Here is a 15661-nt window from a genome sequence, read left to right as displayed (position 1 = left end):
ATTTGGCAGTCAGTGGGCTCTAGCGAGTATGCAAATCTTGTTGGGCTTGAGCAAAACCGTTAGAAACTATCTGGGTGATTACCTCTACCGCTTCGTTAATAGTGATTTCTAAATCTACTCTACTTTTCGCGGGGAAATCAGACAGGACATAGTCCGCGGGATCCATCCGCCCCGGAGGGCGCCCCACACCGAAACGAAGCCGACAATAGTCTTTTGTCCCCAGGGCTTGAGAAATTGATTTCAAACCGTTGTGTCCGCCCTCGCCACCACCTTGTTTAAGGCGTAGCAGATGCTCGTCGATATCCATTTCGTCGTGGATTACCAGCAGATGCGCGGGATCAATCTTATAAAAATTCATTAACGCCGCAACTGGTTTCCCAGAAACATTCATGTAAGAGTCCAGGTAGGCTAAATGTACGGCCGGGCCGGGGCGTCCTCCCGGGAGCATTCCCAGCCGCACCGTAGCCACCTGAGCACCAGCCTTATGCCTACTGAAACTTGCTTTTTCTTGGGACGCGGCGGCTTGCACTACCATGTGCCCAACATTATGGCGGTTCCGCGCATATTTAGCACCGGGATTTCCCAGTCCCACAATTAGCCAGGTGGCGTTATCCATGAAAGTCTCCTTTAGTTCTTTTCAAGGATAGCAAAGTGGCTACACTGAAAATGAGGTCAGTTAATTAAAAAGCTGCCTCAGCTGGAAACGCCCGCAGGAAGTGTGGCTCATTAAAACCTGCCTGCGCAAACGCTTCAGTTACTGCCTGCGTCACCGCCGGAACATCCTTAGTATGCACCAAGGCAATTGCCGAACCACCGAATCCGCCGCCGGTCATCCGCGCCCCTAAAGCACCGGCTCCGCGAGCGGCCTCCACCATCGTATCTAACTCTGGGCAAGTTACCTCATAGTCCACGCGCAAGGACTCATGGGAAGCATTCATTAAAGCACCCAGCCGTTCCCAATCAAAATTACCTGTCTGTGCGCCCTCGGTAAGTAAGGAAGCGAACTCTTTCGTCCGCGCGATTTCAGTTACCACATGTCGAACCCGGGCTTGCTGCACCGCAGAAAGCTGCTGCCAGGCGGGTAATTCGTGGTAGCTGCCCGCCGGTAACTCGACCAGTAGCGCTACGCCCAGGATTGAAGCTGCCGTTTCACAGGCTTGCCGGCGGGCCGCGTACTGTCCGTCTACCAGGGCGTGCGGAGCGCGAGTATCTACCACCAGCAGTTCTAAATCAGCAGAATTTAAATCAAAAGGTAGGTGCTGTACGGTCTGGTCACGGCAATCTAAGAAGATAACGTGCCCTGCTTGACAGCGTAAAGACGCTGCCTGATCCATTCCGCCGGTGGGGGCTCCCGCAATCTGGTTTTCTGCCTGCACGCAAGCATTTACTAAAACGGCGCGCCCACTGTCGGTAGCTAAAAGTGCGCCACCTTGAAGCGTATCCCACGCGGCAGCTACCGCACATTCTAAAGCGGCGGAAGAAGAAAGCCCCGCTCCGAAAGGAACGCAGGAATCAACCGCAATATCCAATCCCATATAGGGGCCGTAGCCAGCTTGTTCTAACGCCCAGGCAACCCCCACTACGTAGGCGGGCCAGCCGGACACCGGATTTGCTGAATCAAAAGTATCTACCTGGTCTAAGGAAACTTCCCGAACTCCGGATTCCTGTGCAGAAATTAGGCGCACTAACCTATCGGTGCGGGGCGCAACCGCCACATAGGTGCGGTGCGGCAGTGCCATCGGCAGAGCGTACCCGCCGTTATAGTCGGTGTGTTCCCCGATTACGTTTACTCGTCCCGGCGCTGAATGTACTGCGGTGGGAGCGTATCCAAAAGTTTCGGTAAATAGGGTGGTTACCTGGGTAGCGCCCTCGGTAAGAGAAAAAGCTTGCTTGAGTGTAACCATGATTTTACTTTCCGTAAACTTCGCGAAGCCGGTCGGCGATCTTTTCCGGGGTGGTGTCTGAAATCCAAGCTGCCATACCTGATTCTGACCCGGCCAGATACTTTAGTTTGCCGGGGGAACGCAAGATGGAGAAGAAGTCCAAGTGTAGTCGCAAGTCAGCGCGGTGCTCCCCTACCGGAGCTTGGTGCCAACCGGAAATATAGGGAAGGGGGATATTCTTTCCGTCTGCTTCGACGAAGAACTTATCGCCGGCAGCCAGCATTTTTAGGTAAATGCCAGCTAAATCGTCGCGTTCAGCCGGGGTTAATTCGTAGAGTGCCCCCACGTCCCGTTTCGGCATTAGTTGCATTTGGACTGGCCATTTTGCTGCTCCGGGTACAAACAGAACCCAGTGTTCAGTTTCGTCAATAATGCGCCTGCCTGAAGCCAGTTCAGCTTCCAACACGTCTTTTACCAAGTTCCGGCCCGTTTCGGCACGATAGGGGGTGGCTTGGGTGAGCATCATTTGGGTGCGGGGCGTGACATATGGGTAGGCGTAGATCTGCCCGTGCGGGTGATGGAGGGTGACGCCAATTTCTTTCCCGTGGTTTTCAAAACAATATACCTGTTTGATGCCGGGAAGTTGTTCTAATTCGTAGGTGCGGTCTGCCCAGGCTTCAATCACGGTGCGCATCCGCTTGTGCCCCATGTCCACCAGGTTTTCTTCCAATTTTGGTCCAAAGCAAATTACTTCGCAGCGTCCCGCGGCGGGGCGGGTTTCATAGAGGGGTAGCCCGTCCAGGTAGGTGACTTCATCTGTTTGTCCGGGAACGGTCATGAGGGAGGGGAAACGGTTTTCAAAAACTACTACGTCATAGTCCGTGTCTGGGATTTCTCCGTCTGAGAAAGCGGCTCCTGGGCGGGCGGGGGCGAAGGGATTGGCGTCTGCCGGGGGTAAGAAAGTGCGATTCATGCGGTGAGTTGCCATGGGAATCCACTCTCCGGTGAGTGGGTCGCGGCGCATGGTGGGGGCGGTGACTGGTTTAAGTTCACCGTCCACTTCGACGGGGGCAAAGCGGTCTCCCAGTGGACGAGGATCGTCTGTGCGACGAGTTTTCTGTCCGGTTACGTATTCTTCAGTGTCGTCAAAATAGAAGAGATCACGTCCGTCTGCTAGTTTAATGGCGGTTTTGCGCACCGACATTTTATTCCCTTTCTGTATTTGCCTAGCTTTACTGATAGTTTCTTAGGTTTACTTCTAGTGTAGAAAACTCTGCTTGACATTGTAGGCAAATTTGTCAGCTAACAAGGGTTAGTTTGCCTTTCTATCTGAACGTGTGAACAATAAAGAGGGTCAAGATTTTTCTGTGCGCCCGCTTTTTAATGTGGCGGGAGGAGCCTTTTGGAGCGCCGTTGGGAGGTGAGTTCCACAGTGTATGTACCTGCTTGTGCTGCCGATGAAGAGTTAATTGGAGTGGTTATCGCGGTTCCAGAACCGTGGATGAGCCTGCTAACTGAAGCGCGCGTACACCTGGGCGATGATCACGGGATCAACACGCCCGCGCATATTACTCTCCTACCTCCCACTGCGGTGCGTAAGGCTGACCGCGAGCGCCTGTTTGAACATTTGCAGACGGTTGCGCAACGCACTTCCCCATTCAAGATTTCCCTGCGGGGGACGGGTTCGTTCCGCCCGGTTTCTCCGGTAGTTTTCTTTAATATTTCCGAGGGCGCTGGGCAACTTACCGATTTGGAAGCGCGTATTCGCGCGGGGATCACCGATCAGGCCCGCCGGTTCGCATACCACCCGCACGTTACTTTAGTGCATGGGGTTTCTGAGGAACTGATGGATAGGGCGGAAGAGTTGGGTAAGAATTTTTACGCTGATTGGATTTGTGCGGGGTTCCGTCTGGATAAGGTTAGTCCCGATGGGGTGTACCAGTCGTTGGCGCTATTTAACTTCACTGAATAATTTTCTTCACTGGGTGGTTCTTTTCACTGAATAGTTTTAGCTGCGTCGCATTAGAAGATTACTAAATACTGCGGTATTGTCAGTCTTATGACTGAAACCCCTGATTCTAATGTGAAGCAGAACTATGCCGGCTCCGGCTCGGTTATTGATACAAACCCAGCGTGGCTCCCCTGGGAACCACGTTCCGCAGATCCCGTTCCCTTAGTTGGCCCCTCTATAAAAGAAGCGTTAGCCAAAGAGGGTTGGTTAGCTAAAATCATGGCCCTCTATGAGGTCTACGCCTATTCGCGGCTGGGGCGGGCACTGACGCGTTATTCCATGAAACGCGGGTATTTGCTAGCGGGCGGAATTTCTTACGTTTCGCTGTTTTCAATCACTGCGGCTTTAACTATCGGTTGGACAGTATTTGTCGCTATTTTGGGTGATAACCAGGTGCTCCGCGAATCTACTTTAAATACCATTGATAAGGCAATTCCGGGGTTGCTGGTAGTCCCGGGAAAATCAGGTGGTCTGCTTAATCTCGATACGTTAATTCTTAGTTCTTCAGTCAGCTTACCCAGTATTATCGCAGTGGTTTTGCTGGTTTTATCCGCGTCGCGTTTGATGAATGCGATAAAAACTTCCCTCTGGTCAATGTTCGGGATTGTTTATTTGCCGGAAAATCCCGTCACAGCGCAAGTTCGAGACTACGTGGGGTTCGTTCTTTTAGCTTTAAGTGTTTTAGTTACCGCAGTACTGGGGGTACTTACTACAGAACTGCTCTCCTCAGTACTTGATTTTCTTGGGATTTCAGGCAAGTCCTCCAGGTTCTTCTTTCGACTTTCTTCCCTTTTAGTTGCCTTCGCAGTAGATGCGGTTGTTTTTGCAATCATGGTGCGGAAAGTCGCAGGGATTAAAGTTCCTCGCTATGACCTTATCTGGGGTTGTGTGATGATGGGCGTTGTCTCTGGAGTAATTCGTTACCTGGGGACTCGCGCGGTGGGGAGCGCTAATACTCCTTTACTAGCTGCCGGTGCCACTGTAGTTACGATTATGCTCTGGGTTAACCTAGTGGCGCGTTTAGTGTTGATGATTGCAGCTTGGATGGCTAACCCGCCTTATCCGGGGGTAGCTAAGTCAGTTGGGCACATGCACGGAGACGCAGTTCCTAACTATGTGACGATGAGTGCGAAAAATACTCTAGATTGGCCACGCCACACGATGACGGGGGATTTAGATCGCGATCCGCGGCGTGACCCGGAAGCGTTTGAAACCGTGATTTCTTCCGCAGTGTGGGAGTCGCGGCGCGGTTTGCGTTTGCGTAAACAGATTGAATCGTTAGAAATTAAGATTGTTAAGCTGCGTCGCGACCTGTGGTCATTAGGTGAGCAACGCTTGCAAAAGTGAGGATAGAAAATGGCTTTTAGTTTAGTTTCGGTTAATGTTAATGGCATTCGTGCCGCTATGAAGCGCGATATGTCAAGCTACTTGGCGACGCAGCGCCCTGACGTACTGGCTTTGCAAGAAGTACGTGCTTCGGATGAGATTTTAGATTCACTTCTGGGTGAAGAATACCTGGCAGCAAATTATTCCTGTGAAGTTAAGGGACGCGCTGGAGTGGCCGTGTTGGTGCGTAAAGATTCGCACGTTAAGTTGGCAGATTCTCCAGTTCGTTTCGGTGCTCCCGAGGGCGGTGACGTAACGGCAGTAGATACCGGACGTTGGATTGAAGTTGATGTAGTGGACGGTTCCCGCACGGTCACCGTAGTGTCTGCCTACTTCCACTCAGGTGAGCTGGGCACTGTGAAAATGGAACAAAAGTACGCGCATTTAGATTTAATCGACGCGCGTATGGCGCAACTATTAGCCGCCGGACAAGACGCAGTAGTTGTGGGAGATTTGAATATTGTTCGTTCTGAAAAAGACATTAAGAACTGGAAGGGCAACCACAATAAGTCTGCTGGGGTAATGGATGATGAAATTGCCTACTTAGAAAAGTGGATGGGTGCTGGTTGGGTTGATATTTCCCGCGCTTTAGCTGGAGCTGACGCGCAGGGCCCCTACACCTGGTGGTCTTGGCGAGGGAAGGCTTTTGATAATGATGCAGGCTGGCGGATCGACTACCAGTTAGCTACCCCGGGGTTAGCTGCTTTGGCAACTGACTGCGTAGTAGATCGCGCTGACGCTTACGATAAGCGTTTTTCTGATCACGCTCCCCTACGGGTTTTCTACGCTTAAGGTGCAGCACTGATGGGTAAGCCAATTTTCTCTTTCCGCAAATTTGGAAAACACCTGAACTATTCGGTTGGCTTACTCTTCGGCTTATTTTTCATCACCTCCGCGATTATCCCGGTAGGTAAAGAGCTACACGCTTTCCTCTTTACCTACCTGCCGCTCCCCCCTTGGCAGCGCCCTGAGAATCTTCCCCTGCTAGAGAGTTTTCTGCAGTTTCAGCTGCCCGCTTACCCGCTGTTAGTTGCGGGGTTAGTTCCGATTTTAGAAGAAACGCTATTTAGCGCCCTCGGAGGCACCCTGCTGCTACGCAAAGTCCGCTTTTTCCGCGCTGGTGAAGCCATTGGGATCTTAGTTGCCCTGCGCTGCCTATACTATTTTCCAGTTGGCAGCATCGCTTTTTTCGCGGTGCCGGTGTGGGCACTTTTGCTGGCAATCTTTTATCAGCAAACTAAACTACTTTTCCCCATTTATATTGCCCACGTTTTTGTGAACTTCAGTATCTTTTATGCACCGGATCTTTTCCCTTGGTGGGGAACTCTTGTTAATCCACTACTTTTCTTAGGGGGTGCCCTGTGGACAGTTGTCCATTTCGCACCACCAGTTTCTTTCCTAACAGGGAAAAGAACTCGCGAACTTAACCTAACATCCCAGTGGGAAGACGGTTGGCTTTCTAAAACTCTGCTGGGAGTTTTAACAGTTTACTCGGCAATCGTCTTTGGCTTCTACCTATTTTCCTCAGTGTTCGCTTCTCTTACCGGTAGCTACTTTGAAACTTACCGCATGTTCACCGACCTGTTTTCAGTGTCGTTAGATAACGTGTTGGGAATTTTTAACTTCACTCTCTTACTTTGCACCGCCCTGTGGTGGCACTATCGGATTAACGGATTTAAGTTCCCTGATTTTCAAGCAATCACCCTGAATAGTCGCCTGCGGCGTAAGAACACGTTGTTTTTATGGTTAGCGGGGGTAACTGGTTTCATTGCCATCAGTAGGATTACTCAACAGGTGGTTTATGCTCCTGCCAGCAGATTCTTAGCATGGGTTCCGCTAGAGAAATGGCGTCCTTTGGAACCACCGATTGAAAGAGGGCTCTTCTCGAAACTTTGGGAATTGCCTTCCCCCTTGGCAGCGGGATTAAACGGGGCGATTGAAGAAATTTTCTTCACCGGTATTTTAGTTGCTTTTTTAGTGTTCCACCGGAAAATATCCCTGCCCTATCTGGCGGTACTGATCGTCATTTTAAGAGGTGCTTTCCACCTTTCCCAGGGGCTCCCCACATTTCTTTGGGTATCAATTTGGGCAGCTTTTGCGTTAGTTTTCTACTATCGAACTAAACTACTTTTACCTTTAGTTTTAGGGCATTTTCTTTATAATCTTTTGGCCACTGTGCCCGCCGGGGCAGAAACTTCCTGGCTTTCCCAAGCTACCTTTACCCTGTTTTTTCCTCTGCTGAGTTTCTTAGGGTTAGCTACTTTGATTCTGTGTATTCATATTCCTTGGCGGACACCGGCGAAACAAAACTATTAGCTTCTTAAAATGGGTTGGTGCCGGTATGTTTACCAGCACCAACCCAAATATAGATTTTACAAATGTTAAGCGTTTACAGTCGTTCAGCTGCTTCTACGACGTTTGCCAGTAAAAGTGCTCGTGTCATGGGGCCTACTCCTCCGGGGTTTGGCGAAGCCCAATCGGCGACTTCATCAACGCCCTCGGCAATATCCCCAGCCAGCACAAACCGGCCGTCTTGTTCCACGCGTGAAACACCCACGTCCAGGACAATCGCGCCGGGCTTCAACATATCGGCGGTGATAATTCCCGCCACCCCAGCAGCTGCCACCACCACGTCAGCGGCACGCACTTTCGCTGGTAAATCAATTGTCCCCGTGTGAGTTAAGGTGACGGTAGCATTCACTTGCCGGCGAGTTAGCAGTAGCCCAATCGAACGGCCCACAGTGGTGCCGCGCCCCACAACGCAAACGTCTTTTCCTGCAAGCGAGATGCCGTTACGTTCAATCAACTCAATCACCGCGCGCGGCGTACATGGCAAGGGAGAATCAATCGTTTCCGAAACTCGTAAAACTAACCGCCCTAAGTTCATTGGGTGTAAACCGTCTGCATCTTTTGCCGGGTCAATAGCTTCCAAAATCTTATTCGTATCCACGCCCTTTGGCAGGGGGAGCTGCACGATGTAGCCAGTGCAAGCAGGATCGTGATTTAACTGCTCAACTGCCGCTAAGATTTCAGCTTCGCTAGCTGTTTCTGGCAGGTCAATGCGGATCGATTCAATCCCCACTTCTGCACAGTCCCTATGTTTTCCTGCTACATAGGTAGCTGAACCAGGATCGTCACCAACCAGGATCGTTCCTAATCCGGGGATAATCCCTTTTTCTCGCAGGGCGGTTACTCGCTGGGCAAGTTCTGATTTAATCTGCGCGGCACAGGCTTTGCCATCTAATACTTTTGCTTGCCCCTTCCAACCGGCGCGCATCAGGCATCAGCTCCGCAACCACAGGTTGCTTCCGGATCTTCGGCCCCGCACTGCTGTACTGTTTCAGCGCCGATTAAGTTAATTTCTGGGTAGAGCGGGAACCGGTCAGTTAGAGCTTTCACGCGGGCACGTAAACCAACCGTATCAACTGCACCGGTGGCGCCTTGGACTAAAGCAGTTGCCAAAATATCAGCAACTTCAATGAACTCTGCTTTTCCAAATCCGCGGGTGGCCAGCGCCGGAGTACCAATCCGTAAACCGGAAGTTACCCGTGGGGGACGCGGATCAAAGGGGACGGCATTGCGGTTAATCGTGATGTTAATCGAATGGAGTAAGTCTTCTCCCTGCTGTCCATCTAGCTTAGAATCACGTAAATCAACCAGCACCAGGTGTACGTCAGTACCTCCGGTTACCAGGGAAATTCCGGCTTCTTTAACATCTGCTTGGCTGAGCCTTTCAGCGATGATTTGCGCGCCTTCTACGGTGCGACGCTGCCGGTCTTTAAACTCGTCGGTCATCGCAATTTTCATGGCTACGGCCTTAGCAGCGATTACGTGCATGAGTGGCCCACCCTGGTTACCGGGGAATACGCGTGAGTTGAGTTTTTTCCCTAACTCTACGTCGCGTGACAGAATCAAACCGGAACGAGGTCCGCCGATAGTCTTATGCACAGTTGTGGAAACTACGTCTGCAAATGGCACGGGGTTAGGGTGGATTCCGGCGGCTACCAGACCCGCGAAATGTGCCATATCTACCCACAGGTAGGCGCCCACTTCATCAGCGATTTCCCGGAAAGCTGCGAAATCTAAAACGCGTGGGTAAGCTGACCAGCCGGCGATAATAACTTTTGGTTTTACTTCGTGGGCGATGCGACGGACTTCGTCCATGTTAATCAGCATCGTTTCTGGATCAACCTCATAAAATGCTGCTTTGTAAAGGCGTCCGGAAAAGTTCAGGTGCATTCCGTGAGTAAGGTGTCCTCCGTGGGCAAGGGAAAGTCCTAAAATAGTGTCCCCGGGAGTGGCTAACGCGTCTAAAACTGCGGCGTTTGCTTGTGAACCGGCATGGGGCTGCACATTTGCGTAGGCGGCTGAGAAAACTTCTTTAGCTCGTTCAATGGCTAGGTTTTCAGCGATATCTACTACTTCACACCCGCCGTAGTAGCGTCGCCCCGGGTAACCTTCAGCGTATTTGTTGGTTAATACTGAGCCTTGGACTTCTAAAATTGCTGGGGGCACAAAGTTTTCCGAAGCGATCATTTCTAAGAAATCGCGTTGGCGCTGTAGTTCACCGTCCAATACGGAAGCAATTTCGGGATCAAGTTCAGCTAGTGACATGGAGTTTACAGATTTAGTCACGTTTTACCTCTTCTTTTGCCTGGCACGAAGGCTTATTTTACGTTTATCTCCGTGTTGGCTCGCTGACCCAGGCGGGCGGCCGGCGCGCCGATTTGTCGCTCCCCGGTGGTGTTCCACCTGCGCCAGTTACGACACTTTCAAAGATACCGTATTTGCTTCAGCTTCTGCAGGGGCAGAGTAAGTTTTTGCACTGGTATAGTAAGTCCATGACCGATTATGTTTCTAACTCTGCTTTAGAGAAGTTAATTCTTACTCTTTCTTGCCCGGATCGTCCGGGGATTGTTTATTCCGTGACTAAAGTTATCAGTGAAAATAGTGGCAATATCATTCAGTCACAGCAGTTTGGTGATCCCGATACGGGGTACTTTTTCATGCGCGTTGAGTTGGAGACTTCCCAACGCGCTGAAATTGAAGCTGGGATTGCGCAAGTAGTTTCTTCCTACGAGGGTCAGTATTTGATTGATGAGCTGGGGCGTCCGTTACGCACCATTATTATGGTGTCTAAAGAGGGGCATTGTTTAACGGATCTGCTGTACCGGCAGCGCTATCAGGATTTGGGGATTGAGGTTGTTGCCGTAGTTGGTAATCACCCTGATTTAGCTCCGGTTGCGCAGTTTTATGGGATTCCGTTCCTGTGTATTCCGGTGACGGCGGAAACTAAAGCGCAGGCTGAAGCTCAGCTGGTGGCGCTGGTGGAATCTGAAAGGGTGGAGCTGGTGATTTTGGCTCGTTATATGCAGATTCTTTCAGATAAACTGTGTGAGCGTTTAGCGGGGAATGTGATTAACATTCACCATTCTTTCCTGCCGTCTTTCAAGGGGGCGCGTCCTTATGCGCAGGCGCATACGCGGGGAGTTAAGTTGATTGGGGCAACTGCGCATTATGTGACTGCTGATTTAGATGAAGGTCCCATTATTGAGCAGGACGTTACCCGGGTGACGCATCGGGAGTCTACGAAAGATTTGGTGGCTCAGGGGCAGGATGTGGAACGGCGAGTTCTGGCGCAGGCAGTTAAGTGGCATGTGCAGCACCGCGTTTTACTTAACGGGCATCGCACGGTGGTGTTCAGTTAGCGGGTATTTTCCTTTATTTTCCTTTTCGAGGGCGTTATAAAGGGTATTTGTGAAGTAAACGTTTCAGCAGATAACTGTTACACGTGGGGTGCGGGGAATCAAAAGATTCCCCGCACCCCATCTTGTTGTGTCACTGTGTTTAGAATATTTGACTGTGTTTAGAATATTTCACTGTGTTTAGAATACTTCACTGTACTTTTGGTGTAGCACTGTGTTTTAGGTGTATTTTTAGCCTTTCACAGAGCCACTCATTAAGCCACCAACGAAGTACTTACCCAGCGCGATATATACCAGCAGCGTCGGTAGAGAAGCAATCAGCGCACCTGACATGGAAGCTCCATAGTCAGCCAAGATTGAACCACGAGCCAGGTTATTTAACGCCAGCATTACCGGCCCATTTTGGATTCCTCCGCCAAAGAAAAGGGCAAAGAGGAAGTCATTCCAAGCGGAAGTAAACTGCCAGATCAAAACCACCACGAAAGATGGAATGGAAATGGGGAGCACTACCTGGAAGTAGGTGCGGAGCATTCCAGCGCCATCTACGCGGGCAGCTTCAATGAGTTCATTTGGAACAGACTCATAGTAGTTGCGGAAAATTAAGGTGGTGATGGGAATACCGTAGACTACGTGTGCCAGGATCAGAGCGGGAATCCCCTGGGGGAAGTTCGTCGCTAGGATTAGCTTCAACATGGGAATCATAACCGCTTGGTAGGGAATAAACATACCAAAGAGGATCAGGGTGAAAACTACGTTTGCTCCGGGGAACCGCCAGCGGGAGAGAACAAAACCGTTAGCCGAACCTAAGAGAGCGGAGATGATTGATGAGGGAATCACCAAAAGCAGAGTCCGCCCAATGGGGGCTGCCAGTTCATCCCAGGCTTTACTCCAGTTAGAAAATTCCCAGGCTTGGGGAAAATACCAGGTGCGAGATGGGTCTGCGTCACCGGGGCCTTTGAATGAGGTGATTACCAGAACGTAGACGGGGATCAGCACTACGGCGAGCGAGAAAATCAAAATCGCATAGCGGATTGCAGTACCGGTGAGGGTGCCGCGCATAGCGGGATCATTTTTTAGGTTAGTTGCAGCGCTCATCGACGGGACTCCTTCGCATCGTAAATCAAGTATGGGATGACCATGATTGCCACGATTAGCAGGAGGATTGCGCCTACGGCTGCGGACATGGAGTAGTCGCCGTCTGTCATGTAGTTGAACATGTCAATGGCGGGGACTTTAGTGGCGTAAGTGCGTTGGTCGGTGATGGACATGATCAGGTCGAAAGACTTAAGTGACATATGTCCGATGATGATTACTGCAGAAAGGGCGATGGGGGCTAACTGTGGGAAGATTACGTGACGATATACCTGCCATTCGGTTGCCCCATCAACGCGAGCTGCTTCGCGTAGTTCTGCGGGGATTCCTCTGAATCCGGCAAGGAATAGGGCCATGACGTAACCGGCTAACTGCCAGATAGCGGGAATAGCAATGGCTAAAATACCGGTGGAGATATTTGCTGTCCACGTGTTTTGTAGGAATCCTAAACCAACCATTTGGAAGAGTCGGTTTAGACCAGCTGCGTTTTCATCTACTGCTGAGTTCAGTAACCATTTCCAAACTACACCTGAGGCAACGAAAGATACTGCCATGGGGAAGAGGAATATGGAACGGAAAACACCTTCACCTTTGATGGGTTTTTCCAGGATCCAAGCCCAAATGAAACCAATTACCAGCGTGCCTACTAAAAATACGGCGGTGAGCATTAAGAGGTTTTTTAAAGAGCGTATGAAGTCTGGATCGTTAAAGAGAGTTTGGTAGTTTTCAAAACCTACAAACTGACTGGGTTTTTTCCCAATCTGCTGTGCAACGGTATGGGAGTCCAAAAAGGACATATAGAAGTTGTAGCCAATTAGTCCGTATACGAATATTCCGATGAGAATTATTGAGGGACTGATTAAGAGTATAGGTGGCCCGTAACGGTGGAGCCATTGGGAAATAGTCATTTTGCGGACCTTTCCCCGAGTATGTTTCGCCATTGAAATCTCCTTTGGGGGGTGAGTGGCTGAGACGCTCGTGCCTCAGCCACTCACCTAATTTTTAGTTAAGCACAGGCTTACTTAGTTGCCTGGACAAGTTCAGCTTGGAACTGAGTTGCGTCTGAACCGCCCTCGACGAACTTGGCTACTGCATCTGAGATTGCGTTAGATTGCTTAACTGGAAGTGCTGCACCGTGAGCGATAGAAGAAACGATGGTATCTTTACCGAATGATTCCATAGCGCTTTGCTGGTACTTGGGGAACTTTGCGCGTTCTTCATCGCTTAGGTCAGCGCGTGCGGGGATAGAGCCTTTGGCTAGGTTAAAGGCGATCTGTCCTTCTTTAGAAGAGATGACATCTAACCAAGCACGGGTTCCACCTGGGTGGGCTGCACCTTTAGGTAGAGTGAAGGAGTCAGCTAGGAAGTCGAATGTCCCCTGGGTTCCTGGTACTGGGAAGTAAATGTAGTCAGTTCCATCTACCTTATTTTGTGCGTTAAATGCACCTACTGCCCAGTCGCCCATCACGTTGTAAGCGGCTTTACCATCGACTACAGGTTGCATCGCTGGTTCCCAGTCCTCAGTGTAAAGAGCTTTGTCGGTGAAGGTAAGGATCTTTTCAAAGTGCTTAATAGCTTTAGTGACCTCTTCGGAATCCCACTTGGTGGTGCCGTTAAATAAGCCGTTGTACTTTTCGGCTCCCAGGTCAGCTAGGAGGATAGTTTCGAATAGGTGCAGGCGGGTCCAAGCTACCCCGAGGGTTAGTGGGGTCTTCCCCTTTGCCTGGATCTTTTCCATATCCGCGATCCACGCGTCTAGGTCTTCTGGCTGCTTACTTGGGTCGATTCCAGCTTCTTTAAGGACTTCTGGGTTGGCCCAAACTACGTTTGCGCGGTGAATGTTTGAAGGAACTGAATAGATCTTTCCATCTGAAGTCAGCTGTTCAACTAGGGTTGCGGGGAATGCTTCCTTTAACTTAAGTTCATCGTAAAGACCGGATACGTCAAGGATCTGATCTGCATCAATGTAGTCAGTTAGTTCTGCCCCGGCGTGGGCTTGGAAAGTGTCTGGTGGTGAGCCAGCTGCCAGGTCAGCAGCTAGTTTCTGCTTTGCCTGTGAGCCACCTCCCCCGGCAATGGCTGCTTTAGTGAATTTGATGTCTGGGTATTTTTGTTTGAATACTTCACTTAAAGCATCAAACCCGACTTTTTCTGAACCTGCTTCCCACCAGGTGGTAATTACAACTTCGGAAGCGTCTCCTTCCCAGGCTTTTCCATTTGCACCTGTTGTAGAGTTGTTATCTGTTCCTGAAGTACCTCCGGTGGTACCTCCGCCACAGGCTGCTAGAACTAAAGCTGCGGCCGCGACGCCTGCAAACAACTTGAATTGACGCATTTGCATCCTCCTTCTGAAACAACATTGTTCCTATTTTTAAGACCTTTGTTAGGTCTCACCTTTTTATTCTGCCTGTTTTCAGGCGACCTGTCGACCGCTTTAAGTGGTCTAAACCACTCATTTCGATAACATTTTTATAAAGTGAGCTTATTTCTCTTATAAATAGCTAACTGGGTTAATTAAATAGGTGGTTGATATTCGATTGAATATCAACCACCTATTTTAGGAAATCTAATTATTTCACTTTACGAACCCAAGTTCGCGCACTGCACTGCGTTCTTCTTCCAATGCAGCAATGTTGTGGTCAATCCCTGCGCGAGTTGCTTCAGAAATTTCCAGACCCTGCACGATTTCCCATTCACCACCGTGAGAGACACAGGGGAAACCGTAAACCAGGCCTTCTGGAACTCCGTAAGACCCATCGGAAGCTACCCCGGCAGTTACCCACTGGCCTTCTGGAGTACCCTGTACCCAGTCGCGCATATGGTCAATTGCAGCGCCGGCTGCAGAAGCAGCTGAAGAAGCTCCCCGAGCTTCAATAATTGCTGCGCCGCGCTTAGCCACAGTTGGTACGAAGTAGGAAGAAAGCCATTCAGCATCAACCAGGTCCTTAGCTGGCTTACCAGCTACAGTTGCGTAGGATACGTCTGGGTACTGATCTGCAGAGTGGTTACCCCAAACAACCATGTTTTCAATGTCGGCTGCGGAAGCACCCACCTTGTGAGCCAGCTGAGAGATTGCACGGTTGTGGTCCAAACGCATCATCGCGGTGAAACGGGAAGCAGGTACGTCAGGAGCAGCTGCAGCTGCGATCAAAGCGTTAGTGTTTGCTGGGTTACCTACTACCAGGACGCGCACGTCGTCAGCAGCATTATCGTTAATAGCTTTACCCTGAGGGCCGAAAATACCGCCGTTTGCAGAAAGCAAGTCAGCGCGTTCCATACCGGCAGTACGAGGACGCGCGCCTACTAAGAAAGCAGCGTTAGTGCCAGCAAAAGCAGCATTCGCATCGTCGTAAATATCAATACCCTTCAACAGTGGGAAAGCACAGTCATCAAGTTCCATTGCGGTACCTTCAGCAGCTTTCAACGCTGGGGTGATTTCCAGCAGGTTCAGCTTAACTGGCACGTCTGGGCCAAATACTTGTCCAGAAGCAATGCGGAACAGCAAAGCGTAGCCAATATTGCCTGCTGCACCGGTGACGGTGACGATACGTGGTTCTGCCATGGTTTACTCCTTTGTGGCGATT

General features: G+C 50.4%; 13 protein-coding genes, 1 pseudogene and 1 riboswitch. Of the genes and pseudogenes, 5 read left to right on the top strand and 9 right to left on the bottom strand.

Annotated elements, in window-relative coordinates:
• Nucleotides 1-19 precede the first annotated feature (19 nt).
• The 3 genes from pth to galT form a co-directional block, all read right to left on the bottom strand.
• Nucleotides 20-616, bottom strand: a complete 597-nt coding sequence (pth, locus tag NXS08_RS06980) for an aminoacyl-tRNA hydrolase (protein WP_259138853.1) — start codon at nucleotides 614-616, stop codon at nucleotides 20-22.
• Nucleotides 617-680: 64 nt separating this feature from the next.
• Nucleotides 681-1904 carry a galactokinase gene (galK, locus tag NXS08_RS06975; RefSeq protein ID WP_259138852.1) on the bottom strand — a complete coding sequence of 408 codons (1224 nt, stop codon included), beginning with the start codon at nucleotides 1902-1904 and terminating at the stop codon, nucleotides 681-683.
• 4 nt (nucleotides 1905-1908) lie between these two features.
• Nucleotides 1909-3087 (bottom strand): galactose-1-phosphate uridylyltransferase, encoded by a 1179-nt coding sequence (gene galT / locus NXS08_RS06970; RefSeq protein ID WP_259138851.1) that lies wholly within the window; start codon nucleotides 3085-3087, stop codon nucleotides 1909-1911.
• Nucleotides 3088-3285: 198 nt separating this feature from the next.
• On the opposite strand from galT, the gene NXS08_RS06965 reads away from it, so the two are divergent.
• The 4 genes from NXS08_RS06965 (at nucleotide 3286) to NXS08_RS06950 (ending at nucleotide 7596) form a co-directional block, all read left to right on the top strand.
• Nucleotides 3286-3855: a 2'-5' RNA ligase family protein gene (locus tag NXS08_RS06965; RefSeq protein WP_259138849.1), complete on the top strand. Its 570-nt coding sequence runs from the start codon at nucleotides 3286-3288 to the stop codon at nucleotides 3853-3855.
• Nucleotides 3856-3942: 87 nt separating this feature from the next.
• Nucleotides 3943-5241: a YihY/virulence factor BrkB family protein gene (locus NXS08_RS06960; RefSeq protein ID WP_259138847.1), complete on the top strand. Its 1299-nt coding sequence runs from the start codon at nucleotides 3943-3945 to the stop codon at nucleotides 5239-5241.
• 9 nt (nucleotides 5242-5250) lie between these two features.
• The gene (locus NXS08_RS06955; protein WP_259138845.1) at nucleotides 5251-6072 is read left to right on the top strand and encodes an exodeoxyribonuclease III; all 822 of its coding nucleotides are present in this window, start codon (nucleotides 5251-5253) and stop codon (nucleotides 6070-6072) included.
• Nucleotides 6073-6084: 12 nt separating this feature from the next.
• Nucleotides 6085-7596: a CPBP family intramembrane glutamic endopeptidase gene (locus NXS08_RS06950; RefSeq protein ID WP_259138843.1), complete on the top strand. Its 1512-nt coding sequence runs from the start codon at nucleotides 6085-6087 to the stop codon at nucleotides 7594-7596.
• Between the two features lie 73 nt (nucleotides 7597-7669).
• Here NXS08_RS06950 and NXS08_RS06945 read toward each other — a convergent pair whose 3' ends face one another.
• Together NXS08_RS06945 and glyA are read right to left on the bottom strand one after the other, a co-directional pair.
• Nucleotides 7670-8557, bottom strand: coding sequence for a bifunctional methylenetetrahydrofolate dehydrogenase/methenyltetrahydrofolate cyclohydrolase (locus NXS08_RS06945; RefSeq protein ID WP_259138841.1), 888 nt, complete (start codon nucleotides 8555-8557; stop codon nucleotides 7670-7672).
• 86 nt (nucleotides 8558-8643) lie between these two features.
• Nucleotides 8644-9894, bottom strand: a pseudogene (gene glyA, locus NXS08_RS06940) (serine hydroxymethyltransferase); the annotation flags it as partial.
• A gap of 79 nt (nucleotides 9895-9973) precedes the next feature.
• A riboswitch (ZMP/ZTP riboswitch) is annotated at nucleotides 9974-10055 on the bottom strand.
• A gap of 66 nt (nucleotides 10056-10121) precedes the next feature.
• Here glyA and purU point away from each other — a divergent pair.
• Nucleotides 10122-10988 (top strand): formyltetrahydrofolate deformylase, encoded by an 867-nt coding sequence (purU, locus tag NXS08_RS06935; RefSeq protein WP_259138839.1) that lies wholly within the window; start codon nucleotides 10122-10124, stop codon nucleotides 10986-10988.
• Nucleotides 10989-11216: 228 nt separating this feature from the next.
• Here the strand turns inward: purU and NXS08_RS06930 are convergent, their stop codons facing one another.
• The 4 genes from NXS08_RS06930 to NXS08_RS06915 form a co-directional block, all read right to left on the bottom strand.
• Nucleotides 11217-12044: a carbohydrate ABC transporter permease gene (locus NXS08_RS06930; RefSeq protein ID WP_259138936.1), complete on the bottom strand. Its 828-nt coding sequence runs from the start codon at nucleotides 12042-12044 to the stop codon at nucleotides 11217-11219.
• 32 nt (nucleotides 12045-12076) lie between these two features.
• Nucleotides 12077-13018: a carbohydrate ABC transporter permease gene (locus NXS08_RS06925; RefSeq protein WP_396232260.1), complete on the bottom strand. Its 942-nt coding sequence runs from the start codon at nucleotides 13016-13018 to the stop codon at nucleotides 12077-12079.
• 77 nt (nucleotides 13019-13095) lie between these two features.
• The gene (locus NXS08_RS06920; RefSeq protein WP_259138837.1) at nucleotides 13096-14412 is read right to left on the bottom strand and encodes an ABC transporter substrate-binding protein; all 1317 of its coding nucleotides are present in this window, start codon (nucleotides 14410-14412) and stop codon (nucleotides 13096-13098) included.
• A gap of 240 nt (nucleotides 14413-14652) precedes the next feature.
• Entirely contained in the window at nucleotides 14653-15639 is a 987-nt protein-coding gene (locus NXS08_RS06915; protein ID WP_259138834.1) for a malate dehydrogenase, read from the bottom strand.
• Between the last annotated feature and the right edge of the window lie 22 nt (nucleotides 15640-15661).

It is taken from the genome of Gleimia sp. 6138-11-ORH1, assembly GCF_024814355.1.
GTDB lineage: Bacteria > Actinomycetota > Actinomycetes > Actinomycetales > Actinomycetaceae > Gleimia.
This window is presented reverse-complemented; position numbering and strand designations above follow the sequence as displayed.

Coding starts and splice junctions, on each gene's coding strand:
- galK (WP_259138852.1), bottom strand. CDS start 1,904: ATGGTTACACTCAAGCAAGCTTTTTCTCTTACCGAGGGCGCTACCCAG.
- purU (WP_259138839.1), top strand. CDS start 10,122: ATGACCGATTATGTTTCTAACTCTGCTTTAGAGAAGTTAATTCTTACT.
- NXS08_RS06945 (WP_259138841.1), bottom strand. CDS start 8,557: ATGCGCGCCGGTTGGAAGGGGCAAGCAAAAGTATTAGATGGCAAAGCC.
- NXS08_RS06915 (WP_259138834.1), bottom strand. CDS start 15,639: ATGGCAGAACCACGTATCGTCACCGTCACCGGTGCAGCAGGCAATATT.
- NXS08_RS06955 (WP_259138845.1), top strand. CDS start 5,251: ATGGCTTTTAGTTTAGTTTCGGTTAATGTTAATGGCATTCGTGCCGCT.
- NXS08_RS06920 (WP_259138837.1), bottom strand. CDS start 14,412: ATGCGTCAATTCAAGTTGTTTGCAGGCGTCGCGGCCGCAGCTTTAGTT.
- galT (WP_259138851.1), bottom strand. CDS start 3,087: ATGTCGGTGCGCAAAACCGCCATTAAACTAGCAGACGGACGTGATCTC.
- NXS08_RS06930 (WP_259138936.1), bottom strand. CDS start 12,044: ATGCGCGGCACCCTCACCGGTACTGCAATCCGCTATGCGATTTTGATT.
- pth (WP_259138853.1), bottom strand. CDS start 616: ATGGATAACGCCACCTGGCTAATTGTGGGACTGGGAAATCCCGGTGCT.
- NXS08_RS06960 (WP_259138847.1), top strand. CDS start 3,943: ATGACTGAAACCCCTGATTCTAATGTGAAGCAGAACTATGCCGGCTCC.
- NXS08_RS06925 (WP_396232260.1), bottom strand. CDS start 13,018: ATGGCGAAACATACTCGGGGAAAGGTCCGCAAAATGACTATTTCCCAA.
- NXS08_RS06950 (WP_259138843.1), top strand. CDS start 6,085: ATGGGTAAGCCAATTTTCTCTTTCCGCAAATTTGGAAAACACCTGAAC.